13 protein-coding genes are annotated in these 15654 nt (G+C 72.0%); 10 read left to right on the forward strand and 3 right to left on the reverse strand.

The window, feature by feature from the left end:
- Positions 1-9: 9 nt before the first annotated feature.
- From AC3IX6_RS00825 to AC3IX6_RS00835, 3 genes are read right to left on the reverse strand one after another with little or no spacing between them, the layout of a single operon-like run.
- Complete coding sequence (locus tag AC3IX6_RS00825; RefSeq protein WP_489371701.1) at positions 10-762, reverse strand: amino acid ABC transporter ATP-binding protein; 753 nt, start codon at positions 760-762, stop codon at positions 10-12.
- A gap of 41 nt (positions 763-803) precedes the next feature.
- A complete protein-coding gene (locus tag AC3IX6_RS00830; protein ID WP_489368219.1) occupies positions 804-1781 on the reverse strand; it encodes an ABC transporter substrate-binding protein in 978 nt (325 codons plus the stop codon).
- On the reverse strand, positions 1778-3001 hold the full coding sequence (locus AC3IX6_RS00835; RefSeq protein WP_489368220.1) for an LLM class flavin-dependent oxidoreductase: 1224 nt from the start codon (positions 2999-3001) through the stop codon (positions 1778-1780). The genes AC3IX6_RS00830 and AC3IX6_RS00835 overlap by 4 nt, the downstream gene beginning before the upstream one ends.
- A gap of 747 nt (positions 3002-3748) precedes the next feature.
- On the opposite strand from AC3IX6_RS00835, the gene AC3IX6_RS00840 reads away from it, so the two are divergent.
- The 10 genes from AC3IX6_RS00840 (at position 3749) to AC3IX6_RS00885 (ending at position 15652) form a co-directional block, all read left to right on the forward strand.
- On the forward strand, positions 3749-4735 hold the full coding sequence (locus AC3IX6_RS00840; protein ID WP_489368221.1) for an amino acid ABC transporter permease: 987 nt from the start codon (positions 3749-3751) through the stop codon (positions 4733-4735).
- Between the two features lie 180 nt (positions 4736-4915).
- On the forward strand, positions 4916-5899 hold the full coding sequence (locus AC3IX6_RS00845; RefSeq protein ID WP_489368222.1) for an amino acid ABC transporter permease: 984 nt from the start codon (positions 4916-4918) through the stop codon (positions 5897-5899).
- Positions 5896-6726 (forward strand): amino acid ABC transporter ATP-binding protein, encoded by an 831-nt coding sequence (locus AC3IX6_RS00850; RefSeq protein ID WP_489368223.1) that lies wholly within the window; start codon positions 5896-5898, stop codon positions 6724-6726. Before AC3IX6_RS00845 ends, AC3IX6_RS00850 begins: the two co-directional genes overlap by 4 nt.
- A 109-nt stretch (positions 6727-6835) precedes the next feature.
- Positions 6836-7858 carry a transporter substrate-binding domain-containing protein gene (locus AC3IX6_RS00855; RefSeq protein ID WP_489368224.1) on the forward strand — a complete coding sequence of 341 codons (1023 nt, stop codon included), beginning with the start codon at positions 6836-6838 and terminating at the stop codon, positions 7856-7858.
- A 52-nt stretch (positions 7859-7910) separates the two neighbouring features.
- Positions 7911-8702, forward strand: a complete 792-nt coding sequence (locus tag AC3IX6_RS00860; protein WP_489368225.1) for a GNAT family N-acetyltransferase — start codon at positions 7911-7913, stop codon at positions 8700-8702.
- A gap of 77 nt (positions 8703-8779) precedes the next feature.
- Entirely contained in the window at positions 8780-9820 is a 1041-nt protein-coding gene (locus AC3IX6_RS00865; protein ID WP_489368226.1) for an LLM class flavin-dependent oxidoreductase, read from the forward strand.
- 77 nt (positions 9821-9897) lie between these two features.
- Positions 9898-10287 carry a GntR family transcriptional regulator gene (locus tag AC3IX6_RS00870; protein WP_489368227.1) on the forward strand — a complete coding sequence of 130 codons (390 nt, stop codon included), beginning with the start codon at positions 9898-9900 and terminating at the stop codon, positions 10285-10287.
- Positions 10284-11162: an ABC transporter ATP-binding protein gene (locus tag AC3IX6_RS00875; RefSeq protein WP_489368228.1), complete on the forward strand. Its 879-nt coding sequence runs from the start codon at positions 10284-10286 to the stop codon at positions 11160-11162. Before AC3IX6_RS00870 ends, AC3IX6_RS00875 begins: the two co-directional genes overlap by 4 nt.
- Positions 11159-12091, forward strand: a complete 933-nt coding sequence (locus AC3IX6_RS00880; protein ID WP_489368229.1) for an ABC transporter permease — start codon at positions 11159-11161, stop codon at positions 12089-12091. Before AC3IX6_RS00875 ends, AC3IX6_RS00880 begins: the two co-directional genes overlap by 4 nt.
- Positions 12092-12244: 153 nt before the next feature.
- The gene (locus tag AC3IX6_RS00885; RefSeq protein WP_489368230.1) at positions 12245-15652 is read left to right on the forward strand and encodes a molybdopterin-dependent oxidoreductase; all 3408 of its coding nucleotides are present in this window, start codon (positions 12245-12247) and stop codon (positions 15650-15652) included.
- Positions 15653-15654: the final 2 nt, after the last annotated feature.

Raw genomic sequence — 15654 nt, forward strand, 5'->3', positions numbered from 1 at the left:
GCTGGCCCCTCACCACACCTTGGCGAGGAAGGCCCGGGTGCGGGGGTGCTGCGGGTGGTCCAGGACAGCTCCTGGCGCACCCTGCTCCACGACGACCCCTTCGTCCATGAACACCACGGTGTCGGCGACCTCCCGGGCGAAGCCGAGCTCATGGGTGACGACGAGCATGGTGGTTCCGGTGCGGGCCAGGTCCTTGATGACGTCCAGGACCTCGCCGACCAGTTCCGGGTCGAGGGCCGATGTCGGTTCGTCGAAGAGCAGCACCTTCGGTTCGAGTGCGAGCGCCCGGGCGATGGCCACCCGCTGCTGCTGCCCGCCGGACAGCTGGCGCGGGTAGGCGTCCGCCTTGTCGCTCAGACCCACGCGCTCCAGCAGCCTGCGGGCCGTCGCGCCGGCCGCCTCCCGCGGCCGGCGCAGCGCGGAGACGGGGGCCTCGACGAGGTTCTCCAGCACGGTGAGGTGGGTGAAGAGGTTGAAGTCCTGGAAGACGAACCCGATGTGCGTGCGCTGTTTGCGCACCTCCTTCTCCTTGAGTTCGTGCAGCTTGCCGCGGTGGCCCCGGTAGCCGATGAGCTCGCCGTCGACGCTGATCCAGCCGCGGTCGACCTTCTCCAGGTGGTTGATGGTGCGCAGGAGCGTGGACTTCCCCGAGCCGGAGGGCCCCAGGATCACGGTGACCTCCCCGGCGCGGACCGTCAGATCGACCCCGCGCAGCACCTCCAGGGGTCCGAAGCTCTTGTGGACGCCGCGGACCTCGACCATGACCGGTCCGAGATCGGGATCGGGCTCGGGCTCGGGCTTGCTCACGTGTGCTCGGCCGGGTTGATCTGCGAGGTGTCGATCGCGGAGGGCGTGGTGCCCCACTTCTTCAGGATCCGCGCGTACGTGCCGTCCTTGATCAGCGCGTTGACGGCGGCCTGGAAGGCGGGGGTCAGCGGAGATCCCTTCTTGAAGGCGAAGCCGACGTCGAGGCGGTGGTACTCGCCGAGGAAGGTGGTCCGTGCGGCGGGTTGTGCGGCCTGGTGGCGCAGGCCGTTGATCGTCGACATGACGACGTCGATCCGGCCCTGCTGGAGCGCCGTGGTGACGGCCCCGGCCTCGGAGAAGACCTTGACCTCGTACGGCTTCTTCCCGGCGGCGGCGCAGACCTCCTTCTGCGCGGTCAGGGTCTTCTCGAAGGTCGTGCCGGCGCCGGTGCCGATGGTCAGTCCGCACAGCCGGGTGAGGTCGGAGACCTGCCCGGTCAGCGCCGTGTTGCCCGTCCTGACCGCGAAGCCCTGGCCGTCGTTGATGTAGGTGACGAAGTCGACGGACTTCAGGCGTTCGGTGGTGACGCCGAAGTTGCCCGTGCCGACGTCGTACTTGCCGCTGCCGAGGGCGGGGAGGATCGTCTCGAAGGAGGCGTCCTGTCGCTCCAGCTTCAGGCCGAGGACCTTGGCGACCGCGGCGGCGATGTCGATGTCCTGGCCTGCGGGCGGCTTGTCCTGGCCGTCGGGGTAGTACGCCGACGGAGGGGATCCGACGGAGCCGCCGAGTCGCAGGCTGCCCGCCTTGCGGACCTCGGCGGGGAGCAGGGCGGCGATCGGCTCCGCCGCCCGCACCCCGGCGACCGGATCGTCGGCCGGCACGGGCGAGGCGAGGGCGCCGGCCACCGGAGGGGATTCCTCGCCGGAGCCGCAGGCCGTCAGGGCGACCAGCAGGGGGAGGGGCAGGAGTACGAGCCCGGTCCGCAGGCGTCTGCGGAGCCCGGCCCCTCTCCTCTCCAGCCCGGGGCGGCTCATCCGCGCACCGCCGTCAGGGGCCGGCGGGGGGAGCCGGTCTCGGTCGGGGCACCGTGGACGGCGTCCCGGCCGGCGCCTTCCCCGGAGGCGGCTTCCCGGGCGGCTCCCCCGGCGGCTTCCCGGGCCGCGTCCCGCTTCGCGACCTCCTCGCGGACGAGCGGGATCACGTACCGGCCGAAGTCGACGGCGTCGCCGAGCAGGTCGTAGCCGCGGGCCGACAGGATGTCCACGCCGAGGTCGTAGTAGTCCAGCAGTGCCTGGGCCACCGTCTCCGGGGTGCCGACCAGGGCGTTGGAGTTGCCCGCGCCCCCGGTGGCGGCGGCGGTCGGGGTCCACAGCGCCCGGTCGTAGCGCTCCCCCGCCTCGGCGATGGCGATCAGGCGCTGCGATCCGGTGTTCTGGGGCGCAGCGGCCTCCGACACCCCGTTGCGGTGGCGCTGTACGGTTCCCGCCCGCCTGCGCTCCCTGATGGCGCCGACCGTGCGGTGGGCCTTCTCCCAGGCCAGCTCCTCGCTCGGGGCGATGATCGGCCGGAAGGCGACCTGGATGCGGGGCGCCGCGGTGCGGCCAGCGGCCCGCGCCGCGGCCCGTACGGCCTCGATCTGCTGGGCCGTCTGCTCCAGGGGCTCGCCCCACAGGCAGTAGACGTCCGCCTCCGCGCCGCCGGCCGCGTAGGCGGCGGGCGAGGATCCGCCGAACGAGACGTTCGGGCGCGGCTGCTGGACGGGGAACACGTCGCTGACGAAGTCGTGGAAGCGGTAGTGCTCCCCCTCGTGGTCGAAGGCCTCGTGGGTGGTCCAGATCTTCTTGACGATGCGGATGTACTCGCGGGTGCGGGCGTAGCGCTCGTCCTTGCCGAGGACGTCGCCCTCGCGGCCCTGCTCGTGGTCGTTGCCGCCGGTGATGAAGTGCACGGCCAGCCGGCCGCCGCTGATCTGGTCGAGGGTCGCGAAGGTCTTCGCGGCGAAGGTGGGGTACGAGACGTTGGGCCGGTGGGCCAGCAGGATCTGCAGGCGGTCCAGCCGGCTCGCGATGTACGCGGCGGCCGGCGCCGGGTCCGGGCTGCCGGAGCCGTAGGCGAACAGCACCCGGTCCCAACCGTGTTCCTCGTGCGCCCTGGCGAGCCGGAGCGTGTACTCCTTGTCGAAGGCGGCGCCGGATCGTGCGGTGGTTTCGGAGCCGTCGTTGGTGGCGGCTATGCCGAGGAACTCCACGGGCATGGGTGTGGCCTTTCGGAAGGTGCGGCGGAACGCACCGGGGCAGGGTGAACCGCCCGCGATGCAGAGGTGTATGAGACTCCGTCAGCCGCGGAAGGTGTGCGGTCGCGGAGGAAGGGGCGTGGCGTGCAGGCGTGAGGTGCGGGCGTGACGACGCGGGGCGTCGGGGGTTCGGTGCGGCGGCAGCGCACGTCCGCGGGCGTGACGGCGCGAGGGCCCGGGGGCGGTCACGACGGCACGGCGGTGGCGTTGGGGCCTGTCGTCAAACTCCCGTCGTCGCCCGAAGGGCGGCCGCGGGGCAGACGGGAGATTGACGACAGGCCTTAGGGCAGGGCTCGGCCCACGACGGGGTCACCGAGGGAGGGAAGGGCCGATCAGGCAGCCCGCTGCCGCGTCAGGCACAACAGGCCGCGGACCACACCCGACCGAAGTCGATGTAGTCGCGCGAGACCAGGCGCTGATGGGCGTTCATGCGACTACTTGAACAGTACGGGCAGCTCTTCGTCAAGCATCGGCCCGGATGCCGGACGCTCCCGGCCCCCGCCGGACGGGGCACCGTTGACACGGCCTTGCCGTGGCCGCATACGATCGGCGGCGGACCGGCCATGCCGTGCAGGGAGCCGGTCCGGCCGTGTTGAGGGACACGGCGAGCGTGACGACCGCACCACCGTCCGCCGGGCCCGGGCGTGCCCGCCCCACCGCCGGGCCGTCGTTGCCGCCCGCGATCCCTCCCACCCCCGGAGCACCTCCATGACCACGGCTTCCGATGTCTCCCGCCCGTCCCGAGCACTCGATGCGCCCGACGCGACCACCCCCGGTACGGAACCGCCGCCGATCGTGCCGCGCCGGCGCCTCGGCCGTCAGGTGTCCGCCGCCGCCGCGCTGCTGGTCTTCGCGATGGTGCTGGCCTCCGTCGTCCGCAACGACGCCTTCCAATGGGGCCTGGTCGGCCGGTACTTCACCACCTCTGCCGTGCTCGACGGGCTGCTGCTGACCCTCTGGCTGACCGGCGTGGTGATGGTGCTGGGCTTCCTGTTCGGCACCGTCCTCGCCGTGATGCGGCTGTCGGCCAACCCTGTGCTGCGCACCCTGAGCTGGGGCTACGTGTGGATCTTCCGGTCCACACCGCTGCTGGTCCAGCTGCTGTTCTGGTTCAACATCGGCGCCCTGTACCCGACGCTCGGCCTGGGCATCCCCTACGGCCCCCAGCTCTTCACCGTCTCCACGGTGAACCTGCTCGGCCCGACCCTCACCGCCGTCATCGGCCTGACCCTGCACGAGACCGCGTACGCCGCCGAAGTGGTCCGCGGCGGCATCCTCTCCGTGGACCCCGGCCAGACCGAGGCCGCGCAGGCACTCGGGCTGAGCAGGCGCCGCACGCTGTACCGGATCGTGGTTCCGCAGGCGATGCGCTCGATCGTGCCCACCGCCGGGAACATGCTCATCGGCACCCTCAAGGGCACCAGCATCGTCAGCGTGCTGGCCGTGCACGACCTGTTGTATGCGGTGCAGTTGGTCTACAACCAGAACTACCAGGTCATCCCGCTGCTGATGGTGGCCACCCTCTGGTACGTCGCCGTCACCACTGTGCTGAGCGCGGGCCAGTACTACGTCGAGCGGCACTACGCGCGCGGCAGCTCGCGGGGCCTTCCGCCCACACCGCTGCGGCTGCTGCGCGTCCGGCTGGCCGGCCTGCGCGGCCGTCTGAAGGCGGTGACCGCACCCGGCGGCCGCTGAGTTTCATTTCACGAACAGGCGTTGTGTGTACGGCGGATGAAATCGGAACACGGTTTCGCGCATTCCGATATCCAGGCCGTTGACACGCCTTCTCCGGGCTGCCTAGCTTACGCCGCAGATAAAGAGATATCGGCGGCCTCTCCTGTCCTTGTTCGGCGGCTGCTTTTCGATTCTGCGCCTATGCGAAGCCGTGGAGTGTCCTTGACCGAATCACTGCTCCTCTCCGCGCCCGCCGGCCCTTCCGGGCCGCCCGGGCCGGCCGAGCGGGTCCTCCCGCTGCGCCGGCCCGGGCGGTGGGTCGCCGCCATCGCCGTCCTGGTGCTGGTCTCGCAGGCCGCCCACGGGCTGATCACCAATCCCTTCTACCAATGGGACCGGTTCGCGTACTGGTTCGCCCGCCCGGTGGTCCTGGACGGGCTGCTCATCACCCTCCAGGTGGCCGCGTACAGTGCGGTCCTCGGCCTGGCCGGCGGCATCCTGCTGGCCCTCGGACGGCTCTCGGGCAGCCCGGTGCTGCGGTCGGTGAGCTGGACGTACATCTGGCTCCTGCGGTCCGTGCCGCTGATCGTCGTCCTGCTCTTCCTCTACAACCTCAGCGCCCTGTACCCCACCCTCAGCATCGGCATCCCGTTCGGCCCCGCCTTCCTCACCTTCGACGAGTCGCGGCTCGCCACCGACATGGCGGTCGCGGTGGTCGGACTGAGCCTGAGCGAGGCCGCGTACGCTGCCGAGATCGTCCGGGCCGGCGTGCTCTCCGTGGACCAGGGCCAGCACGAGGCGGCCGCGGCCCTGGGACTGCCCAAGCGCTACCAGTTCGCCAGGATCGTCTTCCCGCAGGCGCTGCGCTCGATCGTGCCCTCCTACGTCAACCAGCTGATCGGCCTGCTCAAAGCCACGTCACTGGTCTTCTACGTGTCGCTGCTCGACCTGTTCGGCTCGGTGCAGAGCCTGGCGAGCACCTATCCCGGCGACGTGGTGCCGCTGCTGCTCGTGGCGACCGTCTGGTACGTGATCCTGACCAGTCTGGTCTCCGTGGTGCAGTACTACGTCGAGCGGCACTACGCCCGCGGAGCTCTGCGCACCCCCGCGCCCACTCCCCTCCAGCGGGCCCGGGCGGGCCTGCGCGACCTGGGGATCCGCTACCGGAAGGAGGCGGCCCGATGACCGGGAACGCGAGTACCGGGAACGCGGGCACCGGGATCGCGGGCACCGTCACCGCCACCACCGCGCGGCCGGCCGCCATCGAGGTGCACGACGTCCACAAGTGGTTCGGCGGCCGCCGGGTCCTCGACGGGGTCAGCCTGACCGTCGCGCCCGGCACGGTCACCGTGATCCTGGGGCGCTCCGGATCCGGCAAGTCGACCCTGCTGCGGGTCCTGAACCACTTGGAGAAGCCCGAGGCCGGCCACGTCGGCATCGGCGGCGAACTGATCGGCGTCCAGCGGCACGGGGGCCGGCTCAAGGAGCTGAAGGAACGGGCGATCCTCGCCCAGCGCGGCCGGATCGGCTTCGTCTTCCAGAACTTCAACCTCTTCCCGCACCTCACCGTGCTGGACAACGTCGCCGCCGCCCCGGTGGCCACCGGCAGGCTGTCCCGGCCGCAGGCCCAGGCGCTGGCGCAGGACCTGCTGCGCCGCGTCGGGCTCGGGGACCGCGGCGGCGCCTACCCGCGGCAGCTGTCCGGCGGGCAGCAGCAGCGGGTGGCCATCGCCCGGGCGCTCGCGCTGCGGCCGGGGGTCATCCTCTTCGACGAGCCCACCTCTGCGCTCGACCCCGAGCTGGTCGGCGAGGTGCTCTCGGTGATCAAGGACCTGGCCACCGGGGGCACCACCCTCGTGATCGTGACCCACGAGATCGGCTTCGCCCGCGAGGTCGCCGACGAGGTCGTCTTCCTCCACGAGGGCCGCATCGTCGAACAGGGCCCGCCCGCACAGGTGCTGGACCACCCCGCGCACCCGCGCACCCGGGAGTTCCTCAGCAAGGTGCTCTGACGAGCCTGCCGCTCCCCGCGCCGCACCACCCGCCCCGCTTCGGCTTCCCTTCCCCCACCCTCCGTACCCCGGCCTTCCCCGCATCGCCGCACGTCCGAAAGGCAACGCCATGCAACGCCCGTCCCTCCTGCGCAACAGACTCGTCCGCGGCCTCGGCGCCACGACCGCCGCCGTCACCCTCGCCGCCGGACTCACCGCGTGCGGCGGCGACGCGAAGGCCACCGGGACCGCACCGGGCTCGGACAAGGTGACCGTCGGCGCCTTCTCCAACGGGGCCGCCCAGCAGACCGAACTGTCCGTCCCGGTCGTCGAGTCCCTGCGCGCGCAGCTCCCGAAGGCCGTGCGCGACCGCGGTGAGCTGGTCATCGGGGTCGGCGCCCTGCCCGCCGGCTTCCCGCCCCTCGCCTACGTCGGCACCGACCAGAAGACCCTCACCGGCGCGGAGCCCGACCTCGGCCGCCTCGTCGCCGCGACCCTGGGCCTGAAGCCCGTGGTGAAGAACTCCACATGGGAGAACCTCTTCGTCGGCATCGACAGCGGCAAGGTCGACGTGGCCTTCTCCAACGTCACGGTCACCGAGGAGCGCAAGAAGAAGTACGACTTCGCGTCCTACCGGCAGGACAACCTGGCCTTCGAAGCCCTGAAGGAGAACACCTGGGAGTTCGGCGGCGACTACCGCAACCTGGCGGGCAGGACGGTGTCGGTCAGCAGCGGCACCAACCAGGAGAAGATCCTGCTGGAGTGGCAGAAGAAGCTCCAGTCCGAGGGCAAGGACGTCACGGTCAAGTACTTCCCCGACGCCAACAGCGTCTACCTGGCGCTGAGCGGCAAGAAGATCGACCTCAACTTCGGCCCGAACCCCTCGATCGCCTACCACATCACCCAGACCGCGAGCGGCAACGCCCCGACACGCAACGCCGGTTCGTTCTCCGGTGCCGGCGAGACCCTCCAGGGGCTGATCGCCGCGACGGCGAAGAAGGACAGCGGTCTGGCCGAGCCCGTGGCCCAGGCCATCAACCACCTGGCCGGGAGCGGCCGGTACACGCAGCTCCTCACCGCCTGGAACCTCTCCAACGAGGCCGTGACCACCTCGCAGGTGAACCCGCCCGGGCTGCCCACGACCAACTCCTGACCCCGCGGCCGTTCTTGGCCCGGGCATCCCACGGAAGGAGGGTTCCACCCCCATGCCCACCACCAGCCCCGTGCCGACCACCGGCCCCGGCCCCGCCGTCAGTCCGGTGGCTCCAGGGACCCCGGTGATCCCGGTGATCCCGCACGTCCTCGACAACCCGGCCTGGGCCTCGCTGTCCGGCCCGCACGCGGCCTTCGCCGTGCGGGCCGGCGGGCACGCCGCCCGCTACGCCCCGGACGTCGCCGTGTTCTCCGCGATCGCCGATCCGGACGACCCCCGGTCCTGGGACGCGCTGGGCTCCCTGGCCGGCCCCGACGGGATCGTCTCGCTCTCCGGGGTGCTGACCGCGCCCCGCGGGTGGGAGACGGTCTGGTCGACCCAAGGGGTCCAGCTCGTCGACACCTCGCTGCGCGCCGAGCCCGCTCCCGAGGCGGTGCGGCTCGGTCCGGCGGACGTGCCCGAGGTCCTGGAGCTGATCGAGCTGACGAAGCCGGGGCCCTTCCTGCCCCGCACCATCGAGCTGGGCACGTACCTGGGCATCCGCGACCGGGGCCGGCTGGTGGCCATGGCCGGGGAGCGGCTGCGCCCGCCCGGCTGGACGGAGATCAGCGCGGTCTGCACCCATCCCGACCACCGCGGCAGGGGTTTGGCGACGCGCCTGGTCCGCGCCGTCGCGGCGGGCATCCGCGAACGGGGAGACGTACCGTTCCTGCACACGGCCGCCGAGAACACGCGTGCAGTCCGCCTCTACGAGTCGATCGGTTTCACCGTGCGCCACAGGCCCTTCTTCTTGGCCTTCCGAGCTCCGGGCGGTGCGGATCGCATTTCTGCCACACACATGTGACAGTGCCGAATTCCTTTTCATACTCCCGCCATTCCGCGGCTCTGATTGCGGACATGCCATTTTCGAGGAGCGCCGACGTGAAATTCCTGGCCATCACCCTGATCACGGACGGCACGGATCCGGCGACGGGCTTCCCGACCCCCACCCGCGAGCGGTTCCGGCAGGTCGTCGACGCCGCGCTGCTGGCGGAGGAGCTCGGTTTCGACGGGTTCGGGGTCGGCGAGCGCCACGAGCGGCCGTTCCTGTCGTCGTCGCCGCCCGTGGTGCTCTCCCACATCGCGGCCCTGACCCGGAACATCCGGCTGTACACCGCCGTGACCACCCTGAGCCTGCTGGACCCGGTGCGGGCGTACGAGGACTACGCGACCCTCGACCACCTCAGCGACGGCCGGCTCGAGTTGATGATCGGCAAGGGGAACGGCACGGCGCAGCGCGAGCTGTTCGACGTGACCTCCGAGGACCAGTGGGAGCGCAACTCCGAGGGCTACGAGCTGTTCCGGCGGATCTGGAGCAAGGACAAGGTGACGGCGCGGCCGCGCTTCCGGCCCGCGCTGACCGGCGCCGAGGTCCTGCCCCGGCCGTACCAGAAGACGCTGCGCGTGTGGCACGGCAGCGCCACGAGCCGGGAGTCCGTGGATCTCGCGGCGCGCTACGGCGACCCGCTCTTCGCCGCCAACGTCACCCACCCGATCGGCCCGTACGCCGCACTGATCCGCCACTACCGCGAGCGGTGGGAGCACTACGGACACGACCCGGCCCATGCGGTCGTGGGCGCGGGCACGGCGGGCTTCCACACGGCGCCCACCTCCCAGGGCGCGGTGGCCGCGTACCGGCCGGCGTTCGCGCGGTACCTCGCCGCCCACGCGGCGCAGGGCCTGGATCCGGTGTTCGCGACCCTGGAGGACTTCGTCGAGCGGAGCTCGGCCCTGATCGGCAGCCCCGGGCAGGTGATCGAGAAGGTGCACCGCTACCACGAGGAGTTGGGCCACACGGTCCTGCACCTCCAGGCCGAGCCGGGCGGCCTCACCGACGCCCAACACCGGGACTCCCTCGCACTGTTCCAGTCGGAGATCGCCCCGGTGCTGCGCCGCTCGATCCCCGGCCCCGCCTTCGCCTGAGCCACGGAGGACGGTTGACATAAGCACCCCCCTGCACCACCCTTCCACTACTTGCCTAGTGAAAGGGTGGTGTTGTCGTGCTCGAGTACCGCATCGACCGGCGCAGCGGCATCGCCACGTACCTGCAGATCGTCCAGCAGACCAAACAGGCCCTGCGCCTGGGCCTGTTGGAACCGGGCGACAAGCTGCCGACCGCGCGTGAGGTCGTCGAGGCCACCGCCATCAACCCGAACACCGTTCTCAAGGCCTACCGCGAGCTGGAGCGCGAGGGGCTCGTCGAGGCGAAGCGGGGACTGGGCACCTTCATCCGCAAGTCCCTGGGCGGCGCCCCGGCGGAATCCCCGCTGCGCGCCGAACTCGCCGACTGGGCGCGGCGGGCACGGGAGGCGGGGATGGAGCGGGACGACGCGGCCGCGCTCTTCTCGGCCGTACTGGAAGAGCACTTCAAGGGGGACGGACACGCATGACGCACACCGTGATCGAGGCCGACGGCCTCGGCCTGCGCTACGGACGCCGGGGAAGGTGGGCGCTGCGCGACTGCTCCTTCCGGCTGCCCGAGGGCCGGGTCTGTGCACTCGTAGGACCCAACGGGGCCGGAAAGTCGACCCTGTTGGCCATTGCCGCCGGTCTCGTGTCCGCGACCGAGGGCCACCTCCGCTCGGTGCCGCGCGAGGAACTGGCCTACGTGGCCCAGGACAAGCCGCTCTACCCGCAGCTCACCGTGGGCGAGACCCTGCGCATGGGCCGCGAGCTCAACCCGGGACGCTGGGACGCGAGTACGGCGGAGCGGATCGTGGCGGCGGGGGACCTCGACCCGCACGCGAAGGTCCGTACGCTCTCCGGCGGGCAGCGCACCCGGGTCGCCCTGGCCCTGGCCCTGGGCAAACGCCCGGGCCTGCTCCTGCTCGACGAGCCGATGGCCGATCTCGATCCGCTCGCCCGGCACCGGCTCATGGGCATGCTGATGGCCGATGCCGCGGAGAACGGCACCTCCGTGGTGATGTCCTCGCACATCCTCACCGAGCTGGAGGGCGCCTGCGACCACCTCCTGCTCGTCGACGGCGGGCGGATCCGCCTCTCCGGCCCGATCGACGCGGTCGGCGCGGCGCACCTGCTGCTCACCGGCCCCGCCGCCGCCCGTGAGGAACTCTCCGTCCACACCGTCGTCGAGGCCCGTACGACGGGCCGCCAGCTCACGGCGCTCGTGCGGCCCCGGGGCCCCATCGACAGCAACACCTGGCAGACGACGCACCCGTCCCTGGAGGAACTCTTGCTCGCCCATCTGCGCGCGCCCGAGGCCCCGGCGTTCTCCGTCGACGCCACCAAGGAGGTGTCGGCATGAGCACGCCGATACTGAAGGGCACCTACTGGGTCACGGTCCGCCAGCACCGGCGCGTGCTGTGGGCGGTGCCGGCTTTCCTGGCCGCGAGCCTCATCACGGTGATCGCCCTGCGCGAGTGGGGCGAAGGTCCGAACGCGGACACCAAGAACGTGATGTCCGCGCACTACGCGCGGGAACTGTTCCGGCTCGCCATGCAGTACGCGGGCAACAGCATCCTGTTCCTACCGCTGTTGGTGGGAGCCTTCGTCGCCGGCCCGATGGTCGCCCGCGAGCTGGAGGCCGGGACCTGGCGGCTCGCTCTCACCCAGTCGACAACGCCGAAGGCCTGGCTCGGCTCGAAGGTCCTCGTGGCGGCCGTGGTCGCGGTGCTGGGCTCAGCGGCCCTGATCGGGATCTACCGCCTGGGCTGGTCAGACCTGGGCGGGACCTGGCAGCTCCACTGGGCCGACCGCGGACCGTACGAGGCCTCCGGTCCGGTGCTCGTCGGGTACTGCCTGCTCGGGGTGGCCCTCGGCGCCCTGGTGGGGCAGCTGGTCCGGCGGACCCTGGTCGCCATGGCGCTCACCGGTCTCCTCACGGGCTTCGTGCTGCTGCTCCTCGGCGCGCTGCGCTGGTCCTTCCTGCCCGTGGTGACGGCCACGGTGCCCTTTCCGGGCAACCCGTACCCCCTCATGCCGTCCTCTGCCCTGATGATGGACACCGGGTTCCTCACCGCCACCGGCGAGCGTCTTTCCGAGAACGCCTGTTTCGACCGGACCCAGAGGATGGGCGTCTGCCCCGCCGACCTGAACGTCACGGCCCAGTACGTGGACTTCCACCCGGCCTCGCACCACTGGCCGACCCAGTTCATCGAAACCTCGATTCTCCTGGCCCTGGCCGCCGCGGCCCTCTACGCCGCCTTCCGCCTGGTGCACGCCCGACACCCCTGAACCTCCCGTGAGCAGCGCGAACGACCCGTTCGGCCCGGGGCGAAGGTCCCGGCCGGGAGGGTCCTCCGGTGCTCCGTTCGCGACCATCGCCGCTGGTTGGTGCCGTACGCCGGACCGTCCAATGGAGAGAGGTCCGCGAGCCAGGAGGATGCCGTGTCCGAAGAGAAGAGGGGTTTCTGCACCCTCTGCAAGTCGCGCTGCGGCGCGATCTTCACCATCGAGGACGGCCGGCTGACCGGCGTGCGACCGGACCCCGACCATCCGACCGGCACGGCGATGTGCCCCAAGGGCCGCTCCGCCCCCGAGCTCGCGCACAGCACCCGGCGGCTGACGACACCGCTGCGCCGCACCAACCCCAAGTCCGACCCCGACCCGGGCTGGGTGCCCGTGTCCTGGGACGAGGCGATGGAAGAGATCGCCGGGAAGATCGGGGCGATCGCCGCGGAGAGCGGCCCCGAGTCGGTGGCCTTCGCCGTGGCCACGCCCTCGGGAACCATGGTGTCGGACGCCACCGAGTGGATCGAGCGCTTCGTACGCCGCTTCGGCAGCCCGAACACCGTGTACAGCGCGGAGATCTGCAACTGGCACAAGGACTTCGCGCACGCCTTCACCTTCGGCTCGCCGATCCCGCCGCCCGACTACGCGAACACCGACCTCGCCCTGTTGTGGGGCTTCAACCCGGCCAAGACCTGGCTCGCCCAGTCCGCCGCCCTCTCCGCCGCCCAGGCGACCGGCACGAAGCTCGCCGTGGTGGACCCGCGCCGCTCCACCAGCGCGCTGCGGGCCGACCACTGGCTGCGGGTCCGGCCCGGCACCGACGCCGCGCTCGCCCTGGGCCTGGCCCACCTGCTCATCGCCGACGAGGGCTACGACGCGGCCTTCGTCCGCGCCTGGACCAACGCCCCGCTCCTCGTCCGCGCCGACACCGGACGCTTCCTGCGCGCGCACGAGCTCGCCGGCACGCCCGGGGGAGGCACGGCCTTCGCCGTCTTCGACGAGGAGACCGGCCGGGCCGAGGCGTACGACACCGCGCGCGCCGCCGACCGCCCGGAGCGCTTCGCGCTCCGCGGAACGCGGCCGGTCACCCTCCACGACGGTACGGTCGTCGACTGCGCGCCCGCCTTCGAGCGGTACGCCGCCGCCTGCGCGGCCTGGACCCCGGACCGGGTCGCGGCCACCACCTGGATCCCGGAGCGGGAGATCCGCGCCCTCGCCGCGGAGATCGCGGCCGCGCCCTCGGTCACCTACTACGGGTGGACCGGAGTGGGGCAGAGCGCGAACGCCGCGCAGACCGAGCGGGCCCTGGCCACCCTCTACGCGCTGACCGGCTCCTACGACGCCCCGGGCGGCAACCACGTCGTCCCCGCACCGCCCTACAACCCGGCCGCGTCCTTCGCCCAGTTCGCCCCCGAACAGCGCGCCAAGGCCCTCGGTCTCGACAAGCACCCGCTGGGCCCGCCGGCCTTCGGCTACATCAACTCCGGCGACCTGTGCACCGCCATCGAGACGGGCCGCCCCTATCCGGTCCGTGCCCTCGTCGGCTTCGGGTCCAACCTGGTCGTCGCCCAGCCCGACTCCGACCGCACGGCGCGGGCCTTGGGCGCGCTCGACTTCCAGGTCCACCTGGACCTCTTCCACAATCCGACCAGCACGAGCGCCGACATCGTCCTGCCGGTCAACAGCTCCTACGAGCACGAGGCCCTGCGCTTCGGCTTCGAGGTCAGCCACCGGGCCCAGGAGCAGGTCCAGCTGCGGCCGCGGATGGTCGAGCCGCAGGGCGAGTCCCGCAGCGACACCGAGTTCGTCTTCGATCTCGCCTGCCGCCTGGGCATGGGCGGGGAGTTCTTCGACGGGGACGTCGAGGCCGCCTGGAACTGGCAGCTCGAACCCCTCGGCCTGACCGTCGAGGAGCTGCGCCGGCGGCCGGGCGGCGTCCGGGTGCCCCGCGAGGAGGCCTACCGCAAGTACGCCGCCCCGGCGGCGGGCGACGGCCCCGCCGTGACCGGCTTCGCCACGCCCACCCGGCGCGTCGAGCTGTACTCCGAGCGGCTGCTGGAGCACGGGTACCCGGCGGTGCCCGAGCACCACGACCCCGCACCCACGGACGCCTCGTACCCCCTGGTCCTGACCTGCGCCAAGCACGGGTACTTCGTCCACAGCCAGCAGCGTTCCCTGACCTCGCTGCGCCGCCGGGCCGCCGACCCCTCGGTCGACCTGCACCCGCGGACCGCGGCCGCCCACGGCATCGGCGAGGGCCAGTGGCTGGAGCTCGCCACCCGCCGGGGCTCCATCAGGCTGCGCGCCCGCTTCGACGACTCCCTGCACCCCTCCGTCGTGGTCGGCGAGTACGGCTGGTGGCAGGACGCCACCGACCTCGCCCTGCCGGGCGCCGACCCGACCGCTCCGTCGGGCAGCAACTTCAACCGGCTCATCGACCACACCGACACCGACCCGCTCAGCGGCTCGGCGCCGATGCGCGCGGCCGCCTGCCGGATCGCCCCGGTGCGGGGCGACGGCACCTGGACCGGGACCCGCCCCTTCACGGTCACGGCCCTCACCGGCGTGAGCGCCGGTGTCCGGGCCCTGCGCCTCGCCCCCGAGGACGGCGGAGCCCTCCCCGACTACCGGCCCGGCCAGCACCTGACCGTGCGCGCCGAGCACCCGGACGGCACCCTCCAGGACCCCTCGGACGGCCGCAGCTACTCCCTCACGGGACCCGCCCTCGCGACCGGCCGCACCGACTACGGGCTGGCCGTGCGCCACATCCCCGGCGGAGCCTTCTCCACCCGGATCCACGAGGAGCTCGAAGTCGGGGACCGGCTCCACCTGGCGAGCCCGGGAGGCGTCTTCGCCCTTCCCACGCACACCGGCAACCCGGTCGTGCTGCTCGCCGGCGGCATCGGGATCACCCCGTTCCTCAGCTACCTCGAAACCCTCGCGGCCACCGGCGGCACGGTCCCCGAGGTCGTCCTGCACTACGGCAGCAACAACGCGGCCGACCATCCCTTCCGGGACCGGCTGCGCGAGCTGGCCTCCCGCATACCGGCGCTGACGGTCGTCGACCACTACGCCGCTCCCGGTACGGACGAGGTCCTCGGCCGCGACTACGACCGCCTCGGGTTCATCACCGTCGACGACATCGATCCCGGCCTCATCGAGCGGCGGGCCCGCTTCTACCTGTGCGGACCGCAGCCCATGCTCGACGCCCTCACCGGCGCCCTGATCGCGCGGGGCGTCCCGCGCTTCGAGGTGTTCAGCGAGAAGTTCCGCCCGGCCCGGCGGGAGGTGACCGTGCCCGACGACGCCGAGTACACCGTCACCTTCGCCCGGTCCGGACGCAGCGCCGTCTGGCGCAAGAACGACGGCCCGCTCCTCGCCCTCGGCGAGGCGGCCGGGGTGGCCATGCCGAGCGGCTGCCGGGTCGGGCAGTGCGAGAGCTGTGCGTGCGGCGTCCTCAAGGGCACGGCGGCGCACCTGGTGACCCCCTCGGAGGACCTGCCCGACACCGACGTCCTGACCTGCCAGTCCCTGCCGACCTCGGACCTGGTGCTCGACGTCTGAGC

Source organism: Streptomyces sp. GL_141, assembly GCF_057834385.1.

Coding starts and splice junctions, on each gene's coding strand:
- AC3IX6_RS00825 (WP_489371701.1), bottom strand. CDS start 762: ATGGTCGAGGTCCGCGGCGTCCACAAGAGCTTCGGACCCCTGGAGGTG.
- AC3IX6_RS00830 (WP_489368219.1), bottom strand. CDS start 1,781: ATGAGCCGCCCCGGGCTGGAGAGGAGAGGGGCCGGGCTCCGCAGACGC.
- AC3IX6_RS00835 (WP_489368220.1), bottom strand. CDS start 3,001: ATGCCCGTGGAGTTCCTCGGCATAGCCGCCACCAACGACGGCTCCGAA.
- AC3IX6_RS00840 (WP_489368221.1), top strand. CDS start 3,749: ATGACCACGGCTTCCGATGTCTCCCGCCCGTCCCGAGCACTCGATGCG.
- AC3IX6_RS00845 (WP_489368222.1), top strand. CDS start 4,916: ATGCGAAGCCGTGGAGTGTCCTTGACCGAATCACTGCTCCTCTCCGCG.
- AC3IX6_RS00850 (WP_489368223.1), top strand. CDS start 5,896: ATGACCGGGAACGCGAGTACCGGGAACGCGGGCACCGGGATCGCGGGC.
- AC3IX6_RS00855 (WP_489368224.1), top strand. CDS start 6,836: ATGCAACGCCCGTCCCTCCTGCGCAACAGACTCGTCCGCGGCCTCGGC.
- AC3IX6_RS00860 (WP_489368225.1), top strand. CDS start 7,911: ATGCCCACCACCAGCCCCGTGCCGACCACCGGCCCCGGCCCCGCCGTC.
- AC3IX6_RS00875 (WP_489368228.1), top strand. CDS start 10,284: ATGACGCACACCGTGATCGAGGCCGACGGCCTCGGCCTGCGCTACGGA.
- AC3IX6_RS00880 (WP_489368229.1), top strand. CDS start 11,159: ATGAGCACGCCGATACTGAAGGGCACCTACTGGGTCACGGTCCGCCAG.